The sequence below is a fragment of the Buttiauxella warmboldiae genome (assembly GCF_003818135.1).
GTDB classification, from domain to species: domain Bacteria; phylum Pseudomonadota; class Gammaproteobacteria; order Enterobacterales; family Enterobacteriaceae; genus Buttiauxella; species Buttiauxella warmboldiae.
On the sequence record NZ_RPOH01000003.1, the window covers coordinates 1 to 19,027 of the forward strand.

The 19,027-nt window shown below is 55.0% G+C and carries 15 protein-coding genes; 6 read left to right on the top strand and 9 right to left on the bottom strand.

Features of this window, described 5'->3' with window-relative positions:
* Positions 1-92 precede the first annotated feature (92 nt).
* Both dapD and EHN07_RS00590 read left to right on the top strand, forming a co-directional pair.
* A complete protein-coding gene (dapD, locus tag EHN07_RS00585) occupies positions 93-917 on the top strand; it encodes a 2,3,4,5-tetrahydropyridine-2,6-dicarboxylate N-succinyltransferase (protein WP_124022296.1) in 825 nt (274 codons plus the stop codon).
* Positions 918-1,032: 115 nt separating this feature from the next.
* Complete coding sequence (locus EHN07_RS00590; RefSeq protein ID WP_124022297.1) at positions 1,033-1,422, top strand: DUF3461 family protein; 390 nt, start codon at positions 1,033-1,035, stop codon at positions 1,420-1,422.
* A gap of 56 nt (positions 1,423-1,478) precedes the next feature.
* Here EHN07_RS00590 and degP read toward each other — a convergent pair whose 3' ends face one another.
* Positions 1,479-2,918, bottom strand: a complete 1,440-nt coding sequence (gene degP, locus EHN07_RS00595) for a serine endoprotease DegP (protein WP_124022298.1) — start codon at positions 2,916-2,918, stop codon at positions 1,479-1,481.
* 143 nt (positions 2,919-3,061) lie between these two features.
* On the bottom strand, positions 3,062-4,576 hold the full coding sequence (gene dgt / locus EHN07_RS00600) for a dGTPase (protein WP_124022299.1): 1,515 nt from the start codon (positions 4,574-4,576) through the stop codon (positions 3,062-3,064).
* 78 nt (positions 4,577-4,654) lie between these two features.
* Here dgt and mtnN point away from each other — a divergent pair, with 78 nt between their 5' ends.
* From mtnN to EHN07_RS00615, 3 genes are read left to right on the top strand one after another with little or no spacing between them, the layout of a single operon-like run.
* Positions 4,655-5,353 (top strand): 5'-methylthioadenosine/S-adenosylhomocysteine nucleosidase, encoded by a 699-nt coding sequence (mtnN, locus tag EHN07_RS00605; RefSeq protein WP_124022300.1) that lies wholly within the window; start codon positions 4,655-4,657, stop codon positions 5,351-5,353.
* On the top strand, positions 5,346-6,146 hold the full coding sequence (btuF, locus tag EHN07_RS00610) for a vitamin B12 ABC transporter substrate-binding protein BtuF (RefSeq protein ID WP_167467254.1): 801 nt from the start codon (positions 5,346-5,348) through the stop codon (positions 6,144-6,146). Before mtnN ends, btuF begins: the two co-directional genes overlap by 8 nt.
* A gap of 20 nt (positions 6,147-6,166) precedes the next feature.
* Complete coding sequence (locus EHN07_RS00615) at positions 6,167-6,787, top strand: TRIC cation channel family protein (RefSeq protein WP_124022302.1); 621 nt, start codon at positions 6,167-6,169, stop codon at positions 6,785-6,787.
* Positions 6,788-6,972: 185 nt separating this feature from the next.
* On the opposite strand, the gene erpA is transcribed toward EHN07_RS00615, so the two are convergent.
* Together erpA and clcA are read right to left on the bottom strand one after the other, a co-directional pair.
* Positions 6,973-7,320, bottom strand: a complete 348-nt coding sequence (gene erpA, locus EHN07_RS00620; RefSeq protein WP_124022303.1) for an iron-sulfur cluster insertion protein ErpA — start codon at positions 7,318-7,320, stop codon at positions 6,973-6,975.
* Between the two features lie 81 nt (positions 7,321-7,401).
* The gene (clcA, locus tag EHN07_RS00625) at positions 7,402-8,823 is read right to left on the bottom strand and encodes a H(+)/Cl(-) exchange transporter ClcA (protein WP_124022304.1); all 1,422 of its coding nucleotides are present in this window, start codon (positions 8,821-8,823) and stop codon (positions 7,402-7,404) included.
* A gap of 139 nt (positions 8,824-8,962) precedes the next feature.
* On the opposite strand from clcA, the gene hemL reads away from it, so the two are divergent.
* On the top strand, positions 8,963-10,243 hold the full coding sequence (gene hemL, locus EHN07_RS00630; protein WP_124022305.1) for a glutamate-1-semialdehyde 2,1-aminomutase: 1,281 nt from the start codon (positions 8,963-8,965) through the stop codon (positions 10,241-10,243).
* A gap of 48 nt (positions 10,244-10,291) precedes the next feature.
* On the opposite strand, the gene fhuB is transcribed toward hemL, so the two are convergent.
* The 5 genes from fhuB to mrcB all read right to left on the bottom strand — a co-directional run bounded on the left by fhuB (position 10,292) and on the right by mrcB (position 19,010).
* Positions 10,292-12,268: a Fe(3+)-hydroxamate ABC transporter permease FhuB gene (gene fhuB / locus EHN07_RS00635; RefSeq protein WP_124022306.1), complete on the bottom strand. Its 1,977-nt coding sequence runs from the start codon at positions 12,266-12,268 to the stop codon at positions 10,292-10,294.
* A complete protein-coding gene (gene fhuD / locus EHN07_RS00640; RefSeq protein WP_244202334.1) occupies positions 12,265-13,155 on the bottom strand; it encodes a Fe(3+)-hydroxamate ABC transporter substrate-binding protein FhuD in 891 nt (296 codons plus the stop codon). Before fhuD ends, fhuB begins: the two co-directional genes overlap by 4 nt.
* Positions 13,156-13,163: 8 nt before the next feature.
* On the bottom strand, positions 13,164-13,961 hold the full coding sequence (gene fhuC, locus EHN07_RS00645) for a Fe3+-hydroxamate ABC transporter ATP-binding protein FhuC (protein ID WP_124022308.1): 798 nt from the start codon (positions 13,959-13,961) through the stop codon (positions 13,164-13,166).
* Between the two features lie 47 nt (positions 13,962-14,008).
* Positions 14,009-16,264, bottom strand: coding sequence for a ferrichrome porin FhuA (fhuA, locus tag EHN07_RS00650; protein WP_124022309.1), 2,256 nt, complete (start codon positions 16,262-16,264; stop codon positions 14,009-14,011).
* 211 nt (positions 16,265-16,475) lie between these two features.
* Positions 16,476-19,010, bottom strand: a complete 2,535-nt coding sequence (mrcB, locus tag EHN07_RS20560) for a bifunctional glycosyl transferase/transpeptidase (protein ID WP_167467261.1) — start codon at positions 19,008-19,010, stop codon at positions 16,476-16,478.
* Between the last annotated feature and the right edge of the window lie 17 nt (positions 19,011-19,027).

Below are 19,027 nucleotides of genomic sequence, written 5' to 3' on the forward strand. Positions count from 1 at the left end.
ACTTAAGTAAGTGATTCGGGTGAGTGAGTGCAGCCAACACCCCTGCAGCTTGAAGGATGAAGGGTAATGTCACAATCAGGAAAACTTTAACAATGCAGCAGCTACAAAACGTTATTGAAACCGCTTTCGAGCGCCGCGCCGACATTACTCCGGCAAATGCAGATACCGTGACTCGTGAAGCGGTAAATCAGGTCATCTCCCTGCTCGACAGCGGCGCGCTGCGCGTTGCTGAAAAAATTGATGGCCAGTGGGTGACCCACCAGTGGCTGAAGAAAGCCGTTCTGCTCTCTTTCCGTATCAATGACAACCAGGTTATTGATGGCGCTGAAAGCCGCTACTTCGACAAAGTGCCGATGAAATTCGCCAACTACGACGCAGCGCGTTTCCAGAAAGAAGGTTTCCGCGTTGTGCCACCGGCGGCCGTCCGCCAGGGCGCATACATCGCACGCAACACCGTGCTGATGCCTTCTTACGTCAACATCGGCGCATACGTTGATGAAGGCTCAATGGTTGATACCTGGGCGACAGTCGGCTCTTGCGCGCAGATCGGTAAAAACGTGCACCTGTCCGGGGGCGTGGGCATCGGCGGCGTTCTGGAGCCATTACAGGCAAACCCAACTATCATCGAAGATAACTGCTTTATCGGCGCGCGTTCCGAAGTGGTTGAAGGCGTGATCGTGGAAGAAGGTTCGGTGATTTCCATGGGCGTCTACATCGGCCAGAGCACCCGTATTTATGACCGTGAAACGGGCGAAGTGCATTATGGCCGCGTGCCTGCGGGTTCCGTGGTGGTTTCCGGTAACCTGCCGTCTAAAGATGGTAAATACAGCCTCTACTGTGCCGTTATCGTGAAAAAAGTCGATGCGAAAACCCGTGGCAAAGTGGGCATCAACGAGCTGCTTCGCACTATCGACTAAAAAAATGTGCAAAAGGCGGGCTGTCCCGCCTTTTTAGCATTCTGGGCTGGCGGAAATGGATTTTTCCGTTAATTATCTAAAGGTTAATGATGCTGATATCGCAAAAGGTAACACTATGTACGATAATCTGAAAAGTCTGGGTATTACCAATCCTGATGAAATCGATCGTTATAGCCTCCGGCAGGAAGCCAACAACGATATCCTGAAAATCTATTTCCAGAAGGATAAGGGCGAGTTTTTTGCCAAAAGCGTGAAGTTTAAGTACCCACGCCAGCGAAAAACTGTCGTGGCCGATGGTGTCGGCCAGGGTTACAAAGAAGTGCAGGAGATTAGCCCGAATCTGCGCTATGTGATCGATGAATTAGATCAGCTTTGCCAGCGCGATCGCACTGAAGTCGATCTGAAACGCAAAATCCTTGACGATCTGCGCCATCTGGAATCGGTAGTCGCGCATAAAATTACCGAGATCGAGTCCGATCTGGAAAAGCTTACCCGCAACAAATAATGCCAAAGGGCCGCAATCGGCGGCCCTTGTTATTTCACAAAATCAAACAGCTGCGATTACTGCATCAGCAGGTAGATAGTCGAATCACCGCGCTGGATGTTAAGCGCCATCACCGACGGTTTGGTATCGAGAATTTTACGCAGTTCAGCAATATTGTTCACCGGCTGCTGGTTAACCCCAATGATGATGTCACCTTTTTTCAGGCCAATACGTGCCGCCGGGCTGTTGCCCTTCACGCTATTAACAATAACCCCTCTCTCATTTTTACCGCTGCGGTTGCTCATTTCAGCCCCTTCAATGCCGGTAAAGAGGGTGGCGGAATCAACCTGAGTCTGGCTGCTTTGCTGCAGCTCCAGATTGACCGAGAGCGGTTTACCGTCGCGCAGCAGGCCAAGAGTGAGTTTGCTGCCGACCGGCATAGAGCCGACTTCTGCCCGCAGTGCCGCAAAGCTGCTAATCGCCTTACCGTTCATGGAAACCACCACATCACCGGCTTTAATACCCGCTTTTGCCGCAGAGGAGTTTGGCATCACCTGGCTGACAAATGCGCCACGTTGCGCATCGACTTTCATCGCTTTCGCCAGCTCAGAGTTGAGTTCGGTGCCCATAATTCCCAGCTCACCGCGACGAACCTGGCCATACTGCACCATCTGCGCGGTCAGGTTTTTCACCATATTGCTTGGAATAGCAAAACCGATCCCGATGTTACCGCCGTCCGGGGCAAGGATAGCGGTGTTAATCCCGATCAGCTCACCGTTGAGGTTAACCAGCGCGCCGCCGGAGTTACCGCGGTTAATTGCCGCATCGGTCTGAATAAAGTTTTCATAGTTTTCAATGTTCAGGCCGCTACGGCCCAACGCGGAAACAATACCGGAGGTCACGGTTTCACCCAGGCCATACGGGTTACCGATAGCGACGGTATAATCGCCCACGCGCAGCGTATTCGAGTCCGCCATTTTAATCGCGGTCAGGTTTTTCGGATCCTGCAGCTGCAGCAAGGCGATATCAGAACGCGGATCTTTACCCACCACTTTCGCTTCGAACTTGCGGCCGTCGCTCAGGGAAACCTGGATTTTGGTTGCGTTATCAACAACGTGATTGTTAGTCACCACGTAGCCTTTTGCTGCGTCAATAATCACGCCAGAACCCAGTGCGGCAAACTTCTGCTGCTGGCCGCCCTGGGCGCCATTATCAGCCCCGCCGCCCTGGCAGAATGGCGAGCTCTGGAACGGAGATCCCTCCTGACAGAAAGGTGAATTATCACCAAAGAACTGCTGGAAATTGCGCCCCATGCGCGGAGTATTAACCGTGGTGCTGCCTTCAACGTTAATGCTCACTACGGAAGGCATCACTTTTTCCAGCATTGGGGCAAGGCTTGGAAGCGGCTGTGCCGCAGTGGCAGAAGAAGCCGTCTGGGCAGCGATAGCAGATACAGGACCCAGCGCCAGACCCAGGCTCAGAGCCAGCGCGCTCATTGCTAAAGTTGTTTTTTTCATCGATTTCAGTCTCAAGTTAATCAGTCACGCAAAATTGCTGTGTAGGCCAATATAGAGTAACAATTGAGGCGCTAAGTTCCGCCGTTAAGTCACTGGAAAAAGTAAAAATTTATTGTCTGTCTTTACAAAACTCAGCGGCGCGTTCATTCCACAGCCATCAGGCGGCGATACTCATCCCAGGCGAATAAGTCCGTCATTCCACTGATGTAATCCTGAATCAGGCGACAGCGGTAGTAATATTCCCATACCGCAAAATCACTGGCTGACGGCGTCAAATCATTAACGGCCTCAATATAAGCAAGCCGATGTTTTGTCGATAGTTTATGGAACAAACGCGTCTCAATCGGCAGACGACGTAAACTCTCTTTTTCCACCAGTTCAGCAAAATCCTCAGCTGATATATGGAGCAAGGGACTGTAAATATCAAGTAACCCGCTGATAACGCGATAGCCTTGTAATTCGAGCTGTTCAACTTCCGGGTGACTAAACACATGTTTAAACGCCACTCGTTTATAGAGCTCGAGCAGGCGTGCAAACGGGCTGTCATCTTCAAGCAGGGCATGATTGAACTCGCCGCTAAATACCTCAGCGAGATTATCGATAAAGCGCTGGGCCGCGTAAGGCACCAGCTGGTTTAAGGTGTTGACGCGCAGATACATAAAGAATTGATCTTCTGTACTGCGGCGCATCTGATTGGTGCGGGATTTTTCCCATGCTTCGTTGACGACGCGCTCAAACAGATCGCCTGTTCTATGTTCGCCCCAGGCATCACGCAGGTGCTGATAAAGCTGCTCAACGCTGCAAATACGCTTTTCGACCGCATCTTCGAGATCCGCCACGCAGTAAGAAATATCGTCCGCCGCTTCCATAATCCACGTCAGCGGAAAACGGCTGTATTCACCCAGCTCCAGCTCGGCACGTAAACGCGCAATATATGAAGCTTCAGAAAGATAGAAACCGGGCTTTTTCATCAGATAAGCGTGACTTTTCGGCGGTTCGCCGACAAACCAGGCAGGACGGGTATATTTCAGAATGCAGCCCACCTGCGCCCAGGTCAGATTCATGCGTAACAGGCTGTGCACCAGGCGAATACCCTGCGCATTACCTTCAAAATGGCAGAGATCCTGACGAACCTTGTAGCGCAAACTATTAATCTGATCTTCACCTTCACGCAGGCGCAGCACTTCTACCCGGCAACGATCGTCGCTACGCGGCTGGCTGCCGGCATCACCGGGAAACAGGCGCTGGCGGAACCAGTCATTGATCGCCGACTCGCCAAAATGACCAAATGGCGGATTACCGATGTCGTGCATCAGGCACGCCATTTCAACGATGCTTTCAAACGGGCCGCTGAGCTCATGCAAACCATAACGCTCAAGGTCCTGCTGCTCTTTCAGGCGGCTCAACACCTCTTTGGCGATATAGCGCCCGACCTGCTGGACTTCCATAGAATGGGTCAGCCGCGTGCGCACAGAGGCGTTACGCTCCAGAGGAAAAACCTGGGTTTTCTGCTGTAAACGACGGATGGCCGGAGAATTAACAATCCGCCCGCGGTCGCTTTCAAAAATACGCAGGATTTCATGTTCGTTCTTCTGCCCTTCAGGGGAGCGGAAACGGCGGTGCCAGTTAATTTTCCTGCGGAAATCTATCTCACTCATGCCCTCTCCTTCGCCGTTATCTCTACAGTTTGCCGTGATAGACTATGCATCTGATTTATAACTTTAGCGAGTATCACCATGAAAGTAGGCATTATTGGGGCAATGGAAGAAGAAGTTACGCTGCTGCGTGACAAAATTGAAAACCGTCAAACTCTGACCCTGGCCGGGTGTGAAATTTACACCGGCACGCTCAATGGCGTTGAAGTGGCTTTGCTGAAATCAGGTATCGGTAAAGTCGCCGCGGCAATGGGGGCAACGCTTCTGCTTGAGCGTTGCAAACCAGATGTGGTGATCAATACCGGTTCTGCGGGCGGCCTCGCCCCCACGCTGAAAGTGGGCGATATCGTGGTTTCTGATGAAGCGCGTTATCACGATGCTGACGTCACCGCGTTTGGCTATGAATTTGGTCAATTGCCAGGCTGCCCGGCAGGTTTTGCTGCTGATGCGCAACTGATTGCTGCCGCCGAAGAGTGTATTGCCGAGCTGAACCTGAATGCCGTTCGTGGCCTGGTTGTCAGCGGCGATGCGTTTATAAACGGATCTGCGGCGCTGGAAAAGATCCGCCATCACTTCCCGCAGGCCGTGGCGGTGGAAATGGAAGCGACTGCCGTTGCCCACGTTTGCCATAACTTCACCACGCCGTTTGTCGTGGTTCGCGCTATCTCCGATGTGGCTGACCAGCAGTCTCACCTGAGCTTTGAAGAGTTCCTGGTGGTTGCGGCGAAGCAGTCCACGCTGATGGTTGAAAAACTGGTGCAGAAACTGGCCCGTGGTTAAGAAGAACTTCTGGCGCGGTATCACCGCGCTGCTGTGTTGTATCCCGGCGCTGCTGCTTGCCGCACCGCGGGTTATCTCACTGTCACCGAGTAATACCGAGCTGGCATTTGCCGCCGGTATTACGCCTGTAGCCGTCAGTACGTGGTCGAACTATCCGGAAGCGGCCAAAAAGCTTGAGCAGGTCTCAAACTGGCAGGGGATGAACCTCGAACGCATCGTGGCGCTGAAACCCGACGTGGTGCTCGCCTGGCGTGGCGGCAATGCGGAACGCCAGGTCAATCAACTGCAGGCTTTAGGAATCAACGTCGTCTGGCTTGATCCCACCAGCGTGGCAGGCGTGGTTGCCGCCCTGCGTCAGCTAGGCCAGTACAGCCCAACGCCCGAAACCGCAAGCCAGGCCGCAGCAAAGCTGGCGCAAGAGTTTGCCGAATTGAAAGCGAAATACGCCCGGCACACGCCGAAAAAAGTCTTCCTGCAATTTGGCCAGCAGCCGCTGTTTACCTCGGGTCCAGGCTCGATTCAGCACCAAATTCTGGAAGTGTGCGGCGGGCAAAATATCTTTGCAGATAGCCGGGTTCCCTGGCCGCAGGTGAGCCGCGAGCAGGTGCTGAGCCGCCGCCCGCAGGCTATTATTATCGCTGGCGATGAAACTCAGATCCCCTCGGTGAGGCAATTCTGGAATACCCAGCTAAAAATACCGGTTATTGCCGTGAATGATGACTGGTTTAGCCGCTCAGGCCCGCGTATTATCCTCGCCGCAAAACAGCTCTGTCAGGAGCTGGCAGAAAAATAAACTTTAAGAGGATAGTTGATATGCTCGTCTATTGGCTGGACATTATTGGCACAGCCGTCTTTGCCATTTCCGGGGTGCTGCTGGCAGGAAAACTCCGTATGGACCCGTTCGGCGTGCTGGTGCTGGGCGTGGTAACAGCCGTTGGCGGTGGCACCATTCGCGATATGGCGCTGGATAACGGCCCGGTATTCTGGGTTAAAGATCCCACCGATTTAGTGGTAGCGATGGTCACCTGTATGTTGACCATTCTGCTGGTGCGTCAGCCACGTCGCCTGCCGAAATGGATTTTGCCGGTGCTGGACGCCGTCGGTCTGGCGGTGTTTGTCGGCATTGGGGTGAACAAGGCGTTTCTGGCAGGCGCCAGTCCGCTGGTTGCTATCTGCATGGGGGTGCTGACCGGCGTGGGCGGCGGGATCATTCGTGACGTTTTAGCGCGCGAAATTCCGATGATCCTGCGTACCGAAATCTACGCCACCGCCTGTATCGCAGGCGGCATTGTTCACGCTACCGCTTACTACACGTTCCACGTGCCGTTAGAGCAAGCCAGTATGATTGGTATGGTCGTCACGCTGGCGATTCGTCTGGCCGCGATTCGTTGGCATCTTAAATTGCCGACGTTTGCGCTCGATGACCGGCAATAGAGAATAAAAAAGCCGGATGGCGCTGTTGCTTATCCGGCCTACAAGAATTTTATAACTAACCATTTAAACCGAATAATTCGAGTTGCAGAAAGGCGACAAAGCCGTGACTCCCCAGCAGCATAGATAACTATGTGACTGGGGCGAACGGGTTTAGCCAACGCATCTGCAGCTTGAAGTATGCAGGTTTAAACGCTGAACGAGGAACCACACCCGCAGGTGCTTTTGGCGTTCGGGTTGGTCACCACAAAACGCGAACCTTCCAGACCTTCGGTGTAATCCACCGCACCACCAACCAGATATTGCAGGCTCATCGGGTCAACAACCAAAGCAACACCTTGCTTCTCGATAGTCATATCGCCGTCGTTAATCCGATCGTCAAAGGTAAAACCATACTGGAAGCCGCTGCAACCACCACCGGTGATGTAAACGCGCAGTTTCAGATTGGGGTTCTCTTCATCTGCGATCAGGTTTTTTACTTTATTGGCTGCGGCTTCGGTAAACTGCAACGGCAGCACGGCTACGTCATCACTCATTTTTTGCTCCCAACGAAATAAGAAGTCGGGTAAAATTTAACCCAGTCTTTGGCGTCATTATCTAATACCTGAGTAAATCGTTCAAGTATTCTCCCCGCCCGGGGTTTGCTGCTCTTTGGTCTGTTTTTGCGCTTCCTGTTGCGCAAGCGTGCGCGCAAGAATCGAGGAGTATAGCGGTTTCCCACCCAGAAACTGTGCCAGTAGTGTCGCGCCAAGGCAGGTAATAATCATTGGCAGAATGAGCTGATAATTGTCCGTCATTTCCAGAACCAGCACAATACCGGTCAAGGGCGCACGCACCGATGCGGCAAATAACGCCCCCATTCCGGCTATCGCAAATGTCCCAACGTCAAGATGATAGGCAGGGAACCAGGCGGCACTCGCCATACCAAATGCGGTGCCCAGCAGCGTTCCCAATGCCAGCATTGGCGCAAAAATTCCGCCTGGCGCGCCGGAAGAGAAGCACAGCAGTGTGGTAATCACGCGGGCAATAAAAATAAACAGCAGCATACCGAGAGTGTAATTACCGGCTGCAGCAATAGGGATGAGGTTAAAGCCACCGCCCGCGGCTGCGGGCTGGATCAGCCCCAGAACCCCGCATACGCCCCCCAGCAACCCACCGACGATCACCCATTTTTTCAGGTTACCACCGTGGAGGCGCTGGAACATATGCTGGGTACGGAACACCATCGCGTTAAAGAATACGCCGACAATGCCGAACACCATCCCCAGCACCAGATACAGCCACAGCGTGTTGACCGGCGCATTAGACAGCTTCCCGACTTCAATAACGGCATTCTCGCCATTGAAAATACGGAACACCACGCTCGACATAATCACGCCGATAAACACGGCTTTTATCGAAATCAGGTTGTAGCGGAACTGCGGGCGCATCTCTTCAATGATAAACAGGATGCCCGCCAGCGGCGCATTAAACGCAGCGGATAAGCCAGCTGCGGCACCGGTTGCCAGCAGTGAATGGCGCGCTTCAGCACCTCTGAGCCGGAAGATATCCAGCACCATGCGGCCGATATTGCCCCCCAGCTGCACCGTTGGGCCTTCGCGCCCAAGCACCATACCCGCACCGAGCGTTCCCATGCCACCGATAAACTTTACCGGAATGACGCGCCACCAGCGCACCGGACGTAACTCTTCCAGCGCGCCTTCAATTTCGGGAATGCCCGAGCCGCCCGCTTCAGGCGCATAGCGGCGCACCAGAAAATAGCCAAGCATCGCCAACAGCATTGAGCTAATAAATGCTAACGGCCAGACAATCAGGCTGCTATCGGCCACATGGGCCAGCATCGCCAGGCGATTTTGTTGCACCCAGGTCACCGCCTTTTCAAAGGCGACACCCACCAAACCGGCTAACGTCCCTACTATCGCGGCCATAAAAAGAATCGCTACCGGGGTTTTATCCTGTCGAATCAGGCGACGCACCATGTCGCCCCGGCGTAAACGCATAACCTGCTGTGTTTCGAAAGTGGGATGGGAGTGATTCATTAGGCTAATCATTTATTGGTAATACAAATCGAGGCGGGCATTCTACTCTCTCGGGGCGTTTGGGCAAAACTTTCATAACTTCGCGGGTTTCCCTTAGAATAGCGCGTTATCACTATTTCCACGAATCAGGAGCCGATTCATGAGTAAGTCAGAAAATCTGTACGCTGCCGCACGTAAAGTCATCCCGGGCGGGGTGAACTCACCGGTTCGTGCTTTTACCGGCGTCGGCGGCGTGCCGCTGTTTATCGAACGCGCTGACGGGGCTTACCTGTATGACGCAGACGGCAAAGCCTATATCGATTACGTCGGTTCATGGGGACCAATGGTGCTGGGTCATAACCATCCGGCGATCCGCAATGCGGTCATCGAAGCCGTTGAGCGTGGCCTGAGCTTTGGCGCGCCAACCGCAATGGAAGTCAAAATGGCCGAGCTGGTCACCGAGCTGGTGCCCACTATGGATATGGTGCGCATGGTGAACTCCGGCACCGAAGCCACCATGAGCGCCATTCGCCTGGCGCGTGGCTTCACCGGGCGCGATAAAATCATCAAATTCGAAGGCTGCTACCACGGCCACGCCGACTGCCTGCTGGTGAAAGCGGGCTCCGGCGCACTGACCCTCGGCCAGCCAAATTCACCGGGCGTTCCAGCTGATTTTGCTAAACACACCCTCACCTGCACCTATAACGATCTCGCTTCCGTACGCGCAGCGTTCGAGCAGTATCCGCAAGATATCGCCTGCATTATCGTGGAGCCTGTCGCCGGCAATATGAACTGTATACCTCCAGACGAGGGGTTCCTGCCGGGATTACGCGCCCTGTGTGATGAGTTTGGCGCCCTGTTGATTATCGACGAAGTGATGACCGGCTTCCGTGTTGCCCTGGCGGGCGCGCAGTCTTATTACGGCGTCGAGCCAGATTTAACCTGTCTGGGCAAAATCATCGGCGGCGGCATGCCTGTAGGCGCATTCGGCGGCCGTCGTGAAATCATGGACGCGCTGGCACCAACCGGCCCGGTTTATCAGGCGGGGACGCTCTCCGGTAACCCAATCGCCATGGCCGCAGGTTTCGCCTGTCTGACGGAAGTTGCCCAGCCAGGCGTTCACCAGACGTTAACCGAGCTGACCGAAATGCTGGCTGATGGGTTGCTGAAGGCGGCGAAAGAGGAAAACATTTCGCTGGTCGTGAACAACGTTGGCGGCATGTTCGGCTTATTCTTCACCGACGCGCAGTCTGTGACGTGCTATCAGGACGTGATGGCGTGTGACGTGGAGCGCTTTAAGAAGTTCTTCCACCTGATGCTGGAAGAAGGCGTTTACCTGGCACCGTCCGCGTTTGAAGCAGGCTTTATGTCAGTCGCGCATTCGAAAGAAGATATTCAGAAGACCATCGATGCCGCGCGTCGGGCGTTTGCGAAGCTTTAATTTGCCTCCTCACCCGACCCTCTCCTGAGGGCCGGGTGAGGGCAAAACTTACCGCGTCTGCTTACGCAGCAAATAGATGAAGTATGGCGCGCCGATAAACGTCGCCAGCAACCCGGCTGGAACCTGATCCGGGAACAAAATCATTCTCCCGCACCAGTCCGCCGCCACCATCAGCATGCCACCTAATAACGCCGACATCATCAGCTGCGGCATCGCACGCCTGAACCCCAGCATGCGCGCAATATGCGGCGCCATTAAGCCAACAAAACTTAGCGGGCCGACGGTCATAGTCGCGGCTGCGGTTAACGTTGCCGCCAATAATAACAGCGCAAAACGAGATGGCGTCAGCGCCATACCGATGGCGCGCGCGGTCGCTCCACCTAGCGGAAGTATTGTTAGCCAACGGCGACACAGCGGCGTCAGGGCAAATAAAATCACCATCAGGATAAGCGTTCTGACGGCCTGGTCGCCGGTTACGTTATAGGTTGAACCGGAAATCCAGGTGAGGATCCCCGCCATCCGCGGGTCGCCGCTCGCCATCAACAGCATTAGCAACATGGTAAACGCGGTGCTCAGCGCCATCCCCGCCAGCAGCATGCGCTGCGGCGAAAAACCGCCACGGCTGGCAGTCACCATAATCACCAGAAGCGTGACTGCCGCTCCGAGGCTGCCCGCCGGGAATAGCCACCCGAAGGCATTTCCCGGCACGATGAACAGCATCACCACCACGCCGAAAGCTGCGCCAGAGCTGATCCCTAACACTTCAGGGCTTGCCATGGCATTGCCCGTCAAACGCTGAATCACACTACCCGCCACCGCCAGCATCATGCCCGCCGTGAGGGCGGCTAATACGCGCGGCCAGCGCCACTGCAATAAATCATGGAACATCGCCCAGTTCCAGCTGTGGGCATCGCGCCCCAGCGTTAGCGCAGTAACGATAACCAACGCCAGCACGCCGCTGCCAATTAACAGCCACCAGCCTAAATGCTGGCGCTCAGCGGGAACGTTATCGCCCTGGTTCATCGCGGGCTGACCCACAGTTCGCAACCGCGGCAGCAGCCACAGCAGCAACGGCGCACCAATCAGAGCCGTTACCGTACCGGTAGAAATTTCACGCCACGCGCTGGCAAGCCAGATAACGGATTGATCCGACAGCCACAGAATCAATGCCCCGATCAGCGGCGCGAGGAATAATCTCGCCACCAGCCGGCGCGCACCCAACATTTTCGCCAGCAGCGGAGCAAACAGGCCGATAAAGCCGATAATCCCGACCGCATTAACCAGCAGCGCACTAATGGCGATAGCCAGCACCAGCGTCGCCAGGCGCACCATGGATAACGCCAGACCCAGGTTACGCGCCACGCCATCGTCAAGCCCCATCAATGTGAGCGGGCGCAGCAGCAACAGCGTTAATAACAAACCACCGACAAGGCGCGGCCACAGGTCGTTAACGATATTCCAGTCCTGCTGGTTCAGCGAACCGGTGCTCCACAGGAACATGTTCTGCAGCTGGTCATGATGGAAGATAGCCAGCAGTTGATTCACCGCGCCGCAGTACAGGCTCAGCACCAGACCGGCCAGGATCAGCGTTACAGGCGACAGACGTTTCCCCCAGGCGACACCGAAGACCAGTAAACCAACTACGCCTGCGCCGATTAACGCGGCAAATTGTTGCGTTGCAAAGCCGCCGGGCAGCGCCCACAGCGTCGCCACGGTAATCCCTAACTGCGCGCCGCTCGCCACCCCAAGCGTGGTTGGCTCGGCAAGCGGGTTACGCAAAACCTGCTGGAACAGCACGCCCACCAGCCCAAGCCCTGCCCCAACCAGCAAAGAAATGGCCAGCCGCGGCAGCAAGCTGTAGTGGAATAACATCTGGTTGATGTCATCAATATTGGGCTGCCACCAGGCGGCGCTCCACAGCGCAGAAGGCAGTTGCGCATTCAGGTTGTGCAGGGTTAAGACGCTGGCAATAACAAATAGCAGCGATAACAGCAGCGCCGGGAACAAAGCATAGCGATGTCTCATGCCCGGCTCCCTATGGCTTTAGCCAGCATGGTGGTGAAATTCATAGCGGAGAGCGTCGCCCCATAAAGCCATACTGCCGGCACACGCTGGAAACGGTTTTGCCGCACGAACGGCATCGCCTTCCACAGCGGCGTTGCCGCTACGCGCGCCATTTCTGCATCGTTATTGTGATCAAAACAGATAACGTCGGCATCTTTAACGGCGGCCAGGCGCTCAAGCCCCACTACCGCGCTGCCCCAGAAATTAGTTTCGCCGGACCATGCGTTTTTCACGCCCAGCAGATCCATGACCTGTTGGAACAGACTGCTTTTGCCGATAATCAACGCATGGCGGGGATCTAACAGCGTCATCAGCAACACGGGTTTATCGCCGCGTCCGGCAAAGCGGGGCTTCATCCGCTCAATAAACTGGTCGAACTTCAGCAGGTGATCGCTTGCCGCCTGCTGCATACCCAGCATCTCACCCAGTTCGGTTAAGGACTGACGAGCCACGGACAGCGGTTTGCCGGAGGCATCGTTAAAATTGAACCCCAAACCTGGTGCAATACGCGCCATCTTTTCCGGCGACGGGCCATAGCCTGCGGAATAGAGAATCAGCGAGGGTTTTAACTGCGTGAGCAGCTCAAGATTAGGCTCGGTACGCAAACCCACGTCAATAATGCCATCCGGCAATTTTGGCTCGCCGACCCAGGTCTGGTAATTAGCGATATCCGCCATGGCATACGGCGTGACGCCAAGCGCCAGTATCAGCTCTACCGGCAGCCATTCCAGCGCCACAATACGCTGCGGATCGATTACAGCCGCGTGCGTATTATCCATTTTGAACAATAACGGAGAGAGCGCCAGCGCCGCCAGCAGCTGGCGACGGCTTATCAAAGGATTAATCAGCTCGCTCATCAGTAGACAAAGCTTACCGGAGCCGCGCCCGCCGGATGTGGCAGAATGCCCATTGGAATACCGTAAATCTGCTCAAGCGTGGCGCTTTGCATTAATTCAGCCGGGCTGCCCTGGGCAATCATTTCACCAGCGCGCAGCGCCACGAGGCGATCACAGTAGCGAGCCGCCATATTGATATCGTGCAGAACGGCAATCACCGTCAGCCCTCGCTGCTGGCTCAGACGATGAATAAGCGCCAGCACGTCCACCTGGTGGGCGATATCCAGCGCCGAGGTCGGTTCATCCAGCAGCAGGCAGCGGCTGTCCTGCGCCACCAGCATGGCAATCCACGCCCGCTGGCGTTCGCCGCCGGAGAGGCTGTCTACCAGGCGATGGGCAAAAGGTTTCAGCCCGACCAGCGTAATGGCCTCTTCCACCAGTTCCCTGTCGGCTGCGCCAAAACGGCCAAGCGCGCCGTGCCACGGGTAACGACCAATCGCCACCAGCTCACGCACCGTCATACCTTCTGCTGCCGGGAGCTGCTGCGGCAAATAGGCGACTTTGCGCGCAAACTCCTTGCTGCTCCAGCTATCCAGAGCCCGATCGTTAAGGTTGATCTCCCCGGCAGAGGATTTCTGGTGGCGCCCCAGCATTTTCAGCAATGTCGATTTGCCGGAGCCATTGTGGCCAATCAGGCCCGTGACTTTGCCAACCGGAAAGGTCATCGTCAGAGGGTGGAGAAGCGTGCGGCCGGGTACGCGAAAGGTTACGTCAGCCAGGCTAAACGTGGTATCGGGATGAAGGTGTTTGTCCTGCATGGTAGCCATCTTGGTTGATGGGCACGGCGAACCGTGCCCGAATACACTTAGAAGCGGAAGGTTGCCGTCGCAACCACCTGACGCTCTGCGCCCCAGAAGCAACCGTAAGTATTGAAGCAGCTGGCAACGTATTCACGATCGAACAGGTTATTGACGTGAACAGCTACGTTGGAACCAGCCATGCCAACACGCGCCAGATCGTAGCGCACCAAGGCATCGACTACAGTATAACTTCCCACTTTGAAGGAGTTCGCCGGGTCGCCATAGCTGGAGCCGGTAAAGCGTCCGCCAGTGCCTAAAGTCAGACCAGACAGTGCTCCATCAAAGAAGGTGTAGTCGGCCCACAGTGAAGCCATATGTTTTGGCACCTGTGCTGGCGTGTTGCCTTTGTAGTTGGTATCTGTGGTGTACTCAGCCTCGGTGTAGGTGTAAGAACCTACTACGTTTACGCTCGCAGACAGTGCCGCTTTCGCTTCAACTTCAACACCACGCGCACGAATTTCGCCACCTTCAACCGAGAAGAATGAGCCCGCAGGGTCAGCCATCAGGTTGTTGGTTTTGGTGAGCTGATACACCGCGCCGGTCAGCACGACAGGACGGTCTTCCGGTACGTACTTCACGCCCGCTTCGTACTGTTTGCCTTTCGACGGCGCGAAGATGCTGCCATTCTGGCCCACGGTAGAAGCCGGTTCGAAAGACTCGCTGTAGCTGAAGTACGGGGTCACGCCGTTGTCGAACAGGTAGTTAACACCGCCGCGCCAGGTAAACTCGTTATCATTGCGCGAGTGCTGGACATCCTCTTCACGATCCAGCGAATCCTGCTCCGCCCAGTCGTAACGGCCGCCCAGGGTCACCAGCACCTTGTCCCACTGCGCCTGATCCTGCACGTACACGCCGGTCTGTTTCTGCTTATTCAGCACCCGGTAAGCCTTACCTGGGCCGGGGTGAGCGCCAAAATCAAAGTCACTGCGGTCAAGGTCATTGATATCCGATGAAGCCACAGAACCCGCCCAGCCAAACCAAGAGTTGATGTCGTTACGCATGCGCATAAAGTCGACGCCAGTCAGCAGGGTGTGGTCCACGGAGCCGGTAGCAAAGGTGCTTTGCAATTGGGTATCAACCGCGAAGTTTTCTAATTTCTCGTAGTCGTCCACATAACGGCGCGTCAGGGTGTGGCCCCATTCTGACGGCGCGATGGTTGCGCATGGGCCGTTAGCCGGATCGCCGGTGTAAAGCGGGTCAGAACACATCCCATAACCGTACACGCTATTCTGCGACACTTTAACTTGCGCGTAACGCAGGTTCTGACGCACCGCGAAGGTATCGTTGAATTCGTGGTCGAAGCTGTAGCCGACCATTTTCTCATTACGAGAATAGGTGTTATTCTTCGCGCCTTCATTGAAGTCAGTAGACAGACGATCGCCGTTTGGCAGCGGTTCGACCGTTCCCTCTTTTGGTAGCCAGCCGTAGTAACCAGTTTCCGGTTCGTTCTGGAAGTAAGACAAGAAGGTAAAGTTAGTTTTGTCATCCGGACGCCATGAGAAAGACGGCGCGATGGTATAACGCTGTTCTTCCGCGCCTTCCTGCTGTGCATTAGCTGAACGCGCCAGACCGGTTAAACGATATGAATACACGCCATCATCATCCAGAGCATCGCTGAAATCAAAACCGGTCTGGAACAGACTATTTGTTCCCATTTTGAACTGAATTTCTTTCAGCGGCTCAGTGGTTGGGCGCTTACTTACCATGTTCAACAAACCACCAGGGCTGCTTTTTCCGTACAGAACGGAAACCGGGCCACGCATGATTTCAGCGCGCTCCAGCATATAAGGATCTACCACCGCGTCGTTATAGAAGTTGCCCTGCATCTTCATACCATCGAGGTAGTTATTCTGACTCTGACCATCGGCCGCAAATCCGCGAATCACCAAATAGTCATAGGTATTTGAAGCACCACGAGTTCCTACTGCAACGCCTGGGGTATAGCTCAATGCTTCTTTCACCGATCTAGGTTGATGCAACGCCATCTCTTCGGCGGTCACCACAGAAATAGACTGAGGTACCTTTTCAATAGGCGTATCGGTTTTGGTCCCGGTAGCAGACTGACGCGCTGCGATCGTGGCCGCAGGTCCCCAGGAACTTTCTTGCGGAGCTGTGGAAGAAACAGTGATGGTGTCTTCTTTGGTGGTTGTGTTATCTGCAGCAAAAGCGGGTACGCTCACGCCACTGACGGCGGCGGCAACAAAAAATGCAAGCTTACGGATTGAGGTATTAACTGGTTGTCCAGTAATTGAACGCGCCATGATGGTTTCTCTGATGAAGTAACGAATGATAACGTAAACGATAATTATTATTATGCCCGCAGAATAATAGACGAAAGGGAAAGCGCATAGCAAGCAGATCACACTGCTTCACAGCGTGAGGGAATAATAATTAACCAGAGAAACAGCATGGATTTAACAAAAAAGAAAAGCCCTCGTTAAAAACGGGGGCTTTATCAGAATACGGCAGGTATTAATTCCCGCCGAACATATCCTTGATCCAACCGGCAACACCATCACTTTTTTCTGGTTGCGGTTGCTGTTGTTGCTGCGGCTGTTGTTGCGGCTGCTGCGACGATTGATCAAACGGGTTATTGTTCTGCTCAATCTGCTGGCTTTGCTGACACAAGCCATCCGGATTGGTGGTCCACACTGGCAGCACACGATCGCTACCGCCGCCACACTGGAAGTAGCCCGCGCTATCAACGCCCATATCGACGATATCTTCCGGCGGGTTAAGCACCAGCGGTATTGGCGTCTGGTTTGCAAGGTAGCGCTGATAGAGCGACATCGCACCGCTTGCGCCGTACAGCCTGGTTGGCTGGTTGTTATCGCGTCCTACCCAGGTGATGGTCACTTCTTTGCCATCAATCCCGGCAAACCAGGTGTCCACGTTGTTGTTAGTGGTCCCCGTTTTACCCGCTAAATGCAGCTGCGGATATTTTCCGCCTAACGCACGCCCCGTCCCGCGAGCCATAACCTGCTGCATGGTATACAGCGTCATGTAGGCTGCCTGCGGAGGAACGGCCTGTTCGGCCTGCGGGAAGCTTTGATACAGCACGGTGCCGTCTTCGGCGATAACCGAACGCAATGCCGAAAGCGTGGCGCGATTACCGCCGCTGGCAATGGTCTGGAAGGCCTGAGCTACCTCAATCGGCGTCAGGTTCAGCGCCCCCAGCAACATTGCCGGAACCGGGTGAAGCTGCTCTTTCGGCACCCCAAGCTTAATCCAGGTATCGGTGACCGCAGGCAAGCCCAGCGCCATCCCCAGGTTCACCGTTGGCACGTTCATCGAACGCGCCAGCGCATCGACTAACATCACCTGCCCGCTGTAGCGACGATCGTCGTTCTGCGGTGACCACACTTGCCCATTCGGCTGTTTCAGGGCAATAGGCGCATCGGCAATCCAGGTATTCAGGCGGTAGCTATCCGGCTGGCTTAACGCCGTCAGATAGGTCGCAGGTTTAGCCAGAGAGCCGATTGAACGGCGCGCCTGCATCGCACGGTTGAAGCCTGCAAACTGTGTTTCTGAGCCGCCAACCATGGCGCGCACTTCGCCGGTCGAACGGTCAACAATCACCATAGCCGCTTCAAGATCTTTCAGCTTACGGGAAGTACGCAGTACCGGGATCCCTTCTCTCACCGCTTTTTCTGCCGCATCCTGGGAAACGGAGTCAAACGTAGTAAAGATCTTCACGCCGGACAGGTCTTTAACTTTATCGCCAAGTTTTGTCTGGAGTTCGTTGCGCACCATCTGCATAAACGCAGGCTGTGGCGAAATCACACCACCGCGCGGCTGAACACCCAGGGGGCGCGCGCTCAGCATGTCGTAAAGTTCCTGGTCGATAACCTTCTGCTCTTGCAGCAGGCGCAGCACCAGGTTACGACGCTCCAGCGCCAGTTTCGGGTTACGCCACGGGTTATAAATCGATGCGCCTTTCACCATGCCTACCAGCAGCGCCTGCTGGTCAAGGCTCAGCTCTTCTACCGGACGGCCAAAGTAGTAGAGGCTCGCCAGCGGGAAGCCGCGAATCTCGTTATCGCCGCTCTGGCCGAGATACACCTCGTTCAGATACAGCTCAAGAATGCGATCTTTACCGTAACGCGCGTCCATGATCAGCGCCATGTACGCTTCGTTCGCTTTACGCCAGTAAGAACGTTCGCTCGACAGGAACAGGTTCTTAACCAACTGCTGCGTCAGCGTACTTGCGCCCTGCACGGTACGCCCGGCGGTCAGGTTCGCCAGCACCGCGCGGCCAATGGAGAAGAAGCTGATCCCATCGTGCTCGTAGAAATGGCGGTCTTCGGTGGCGATCAGCGTATCAACCAGCAGCTCCGGGAAACCGGTGCGCGGCACGAACAGACGCTGCTCGCCATTCGGTGAAGAGAGCATGGTTATCAGGCGCGGATCCAGACGGAAGAAACCGAAGCTACGGTTGTTATCCATATTCTGGATCGATTCCAGATGGTCGCCATCAAACACCAGACGCGCGCGGATCTGCCCTTCTTTACTGTCAGGAAAATCGAACGGACGGCGGATCATCTCGATGCTGTTGCCCTGCACCGTAAATTCACCAGGCCGCGTCATACGCGTCACCTGGCGGTACTGTGTGGCCTCCAGCAGGTTAACCATCTCTTTTTTGCTGTACGGCATATCCGGCTCAAGGTTGACCATCCGGCCATACACCGCCGCGGGCAGCTGCCAGACTTTGCCATCAATACGGCTGCGGATCTTCTGGTCAAGATAGACGCCGTAAATCACTAACAGCACTACAAAAACCACCAACAGTTTTACCAGGAACCACAGCCAGCGGCGTTTTTTACGCGGCGGGCGGCCGTTACCGCTGCCTTTTCCTTTACGTGGTGGCATCGGCTCCTCGTCATCATAGTCATCGTCGTAATCCGCATCGAACTCCTCTTCCCGGACCCGACGGCGGCTGACATTCTCTTTTACGGGACGTGTGGGTTTTCCTTTACGTCCAATCGGTTCGCGGTCATTCCCCGCCATTGCTTTCTCCACCAAAA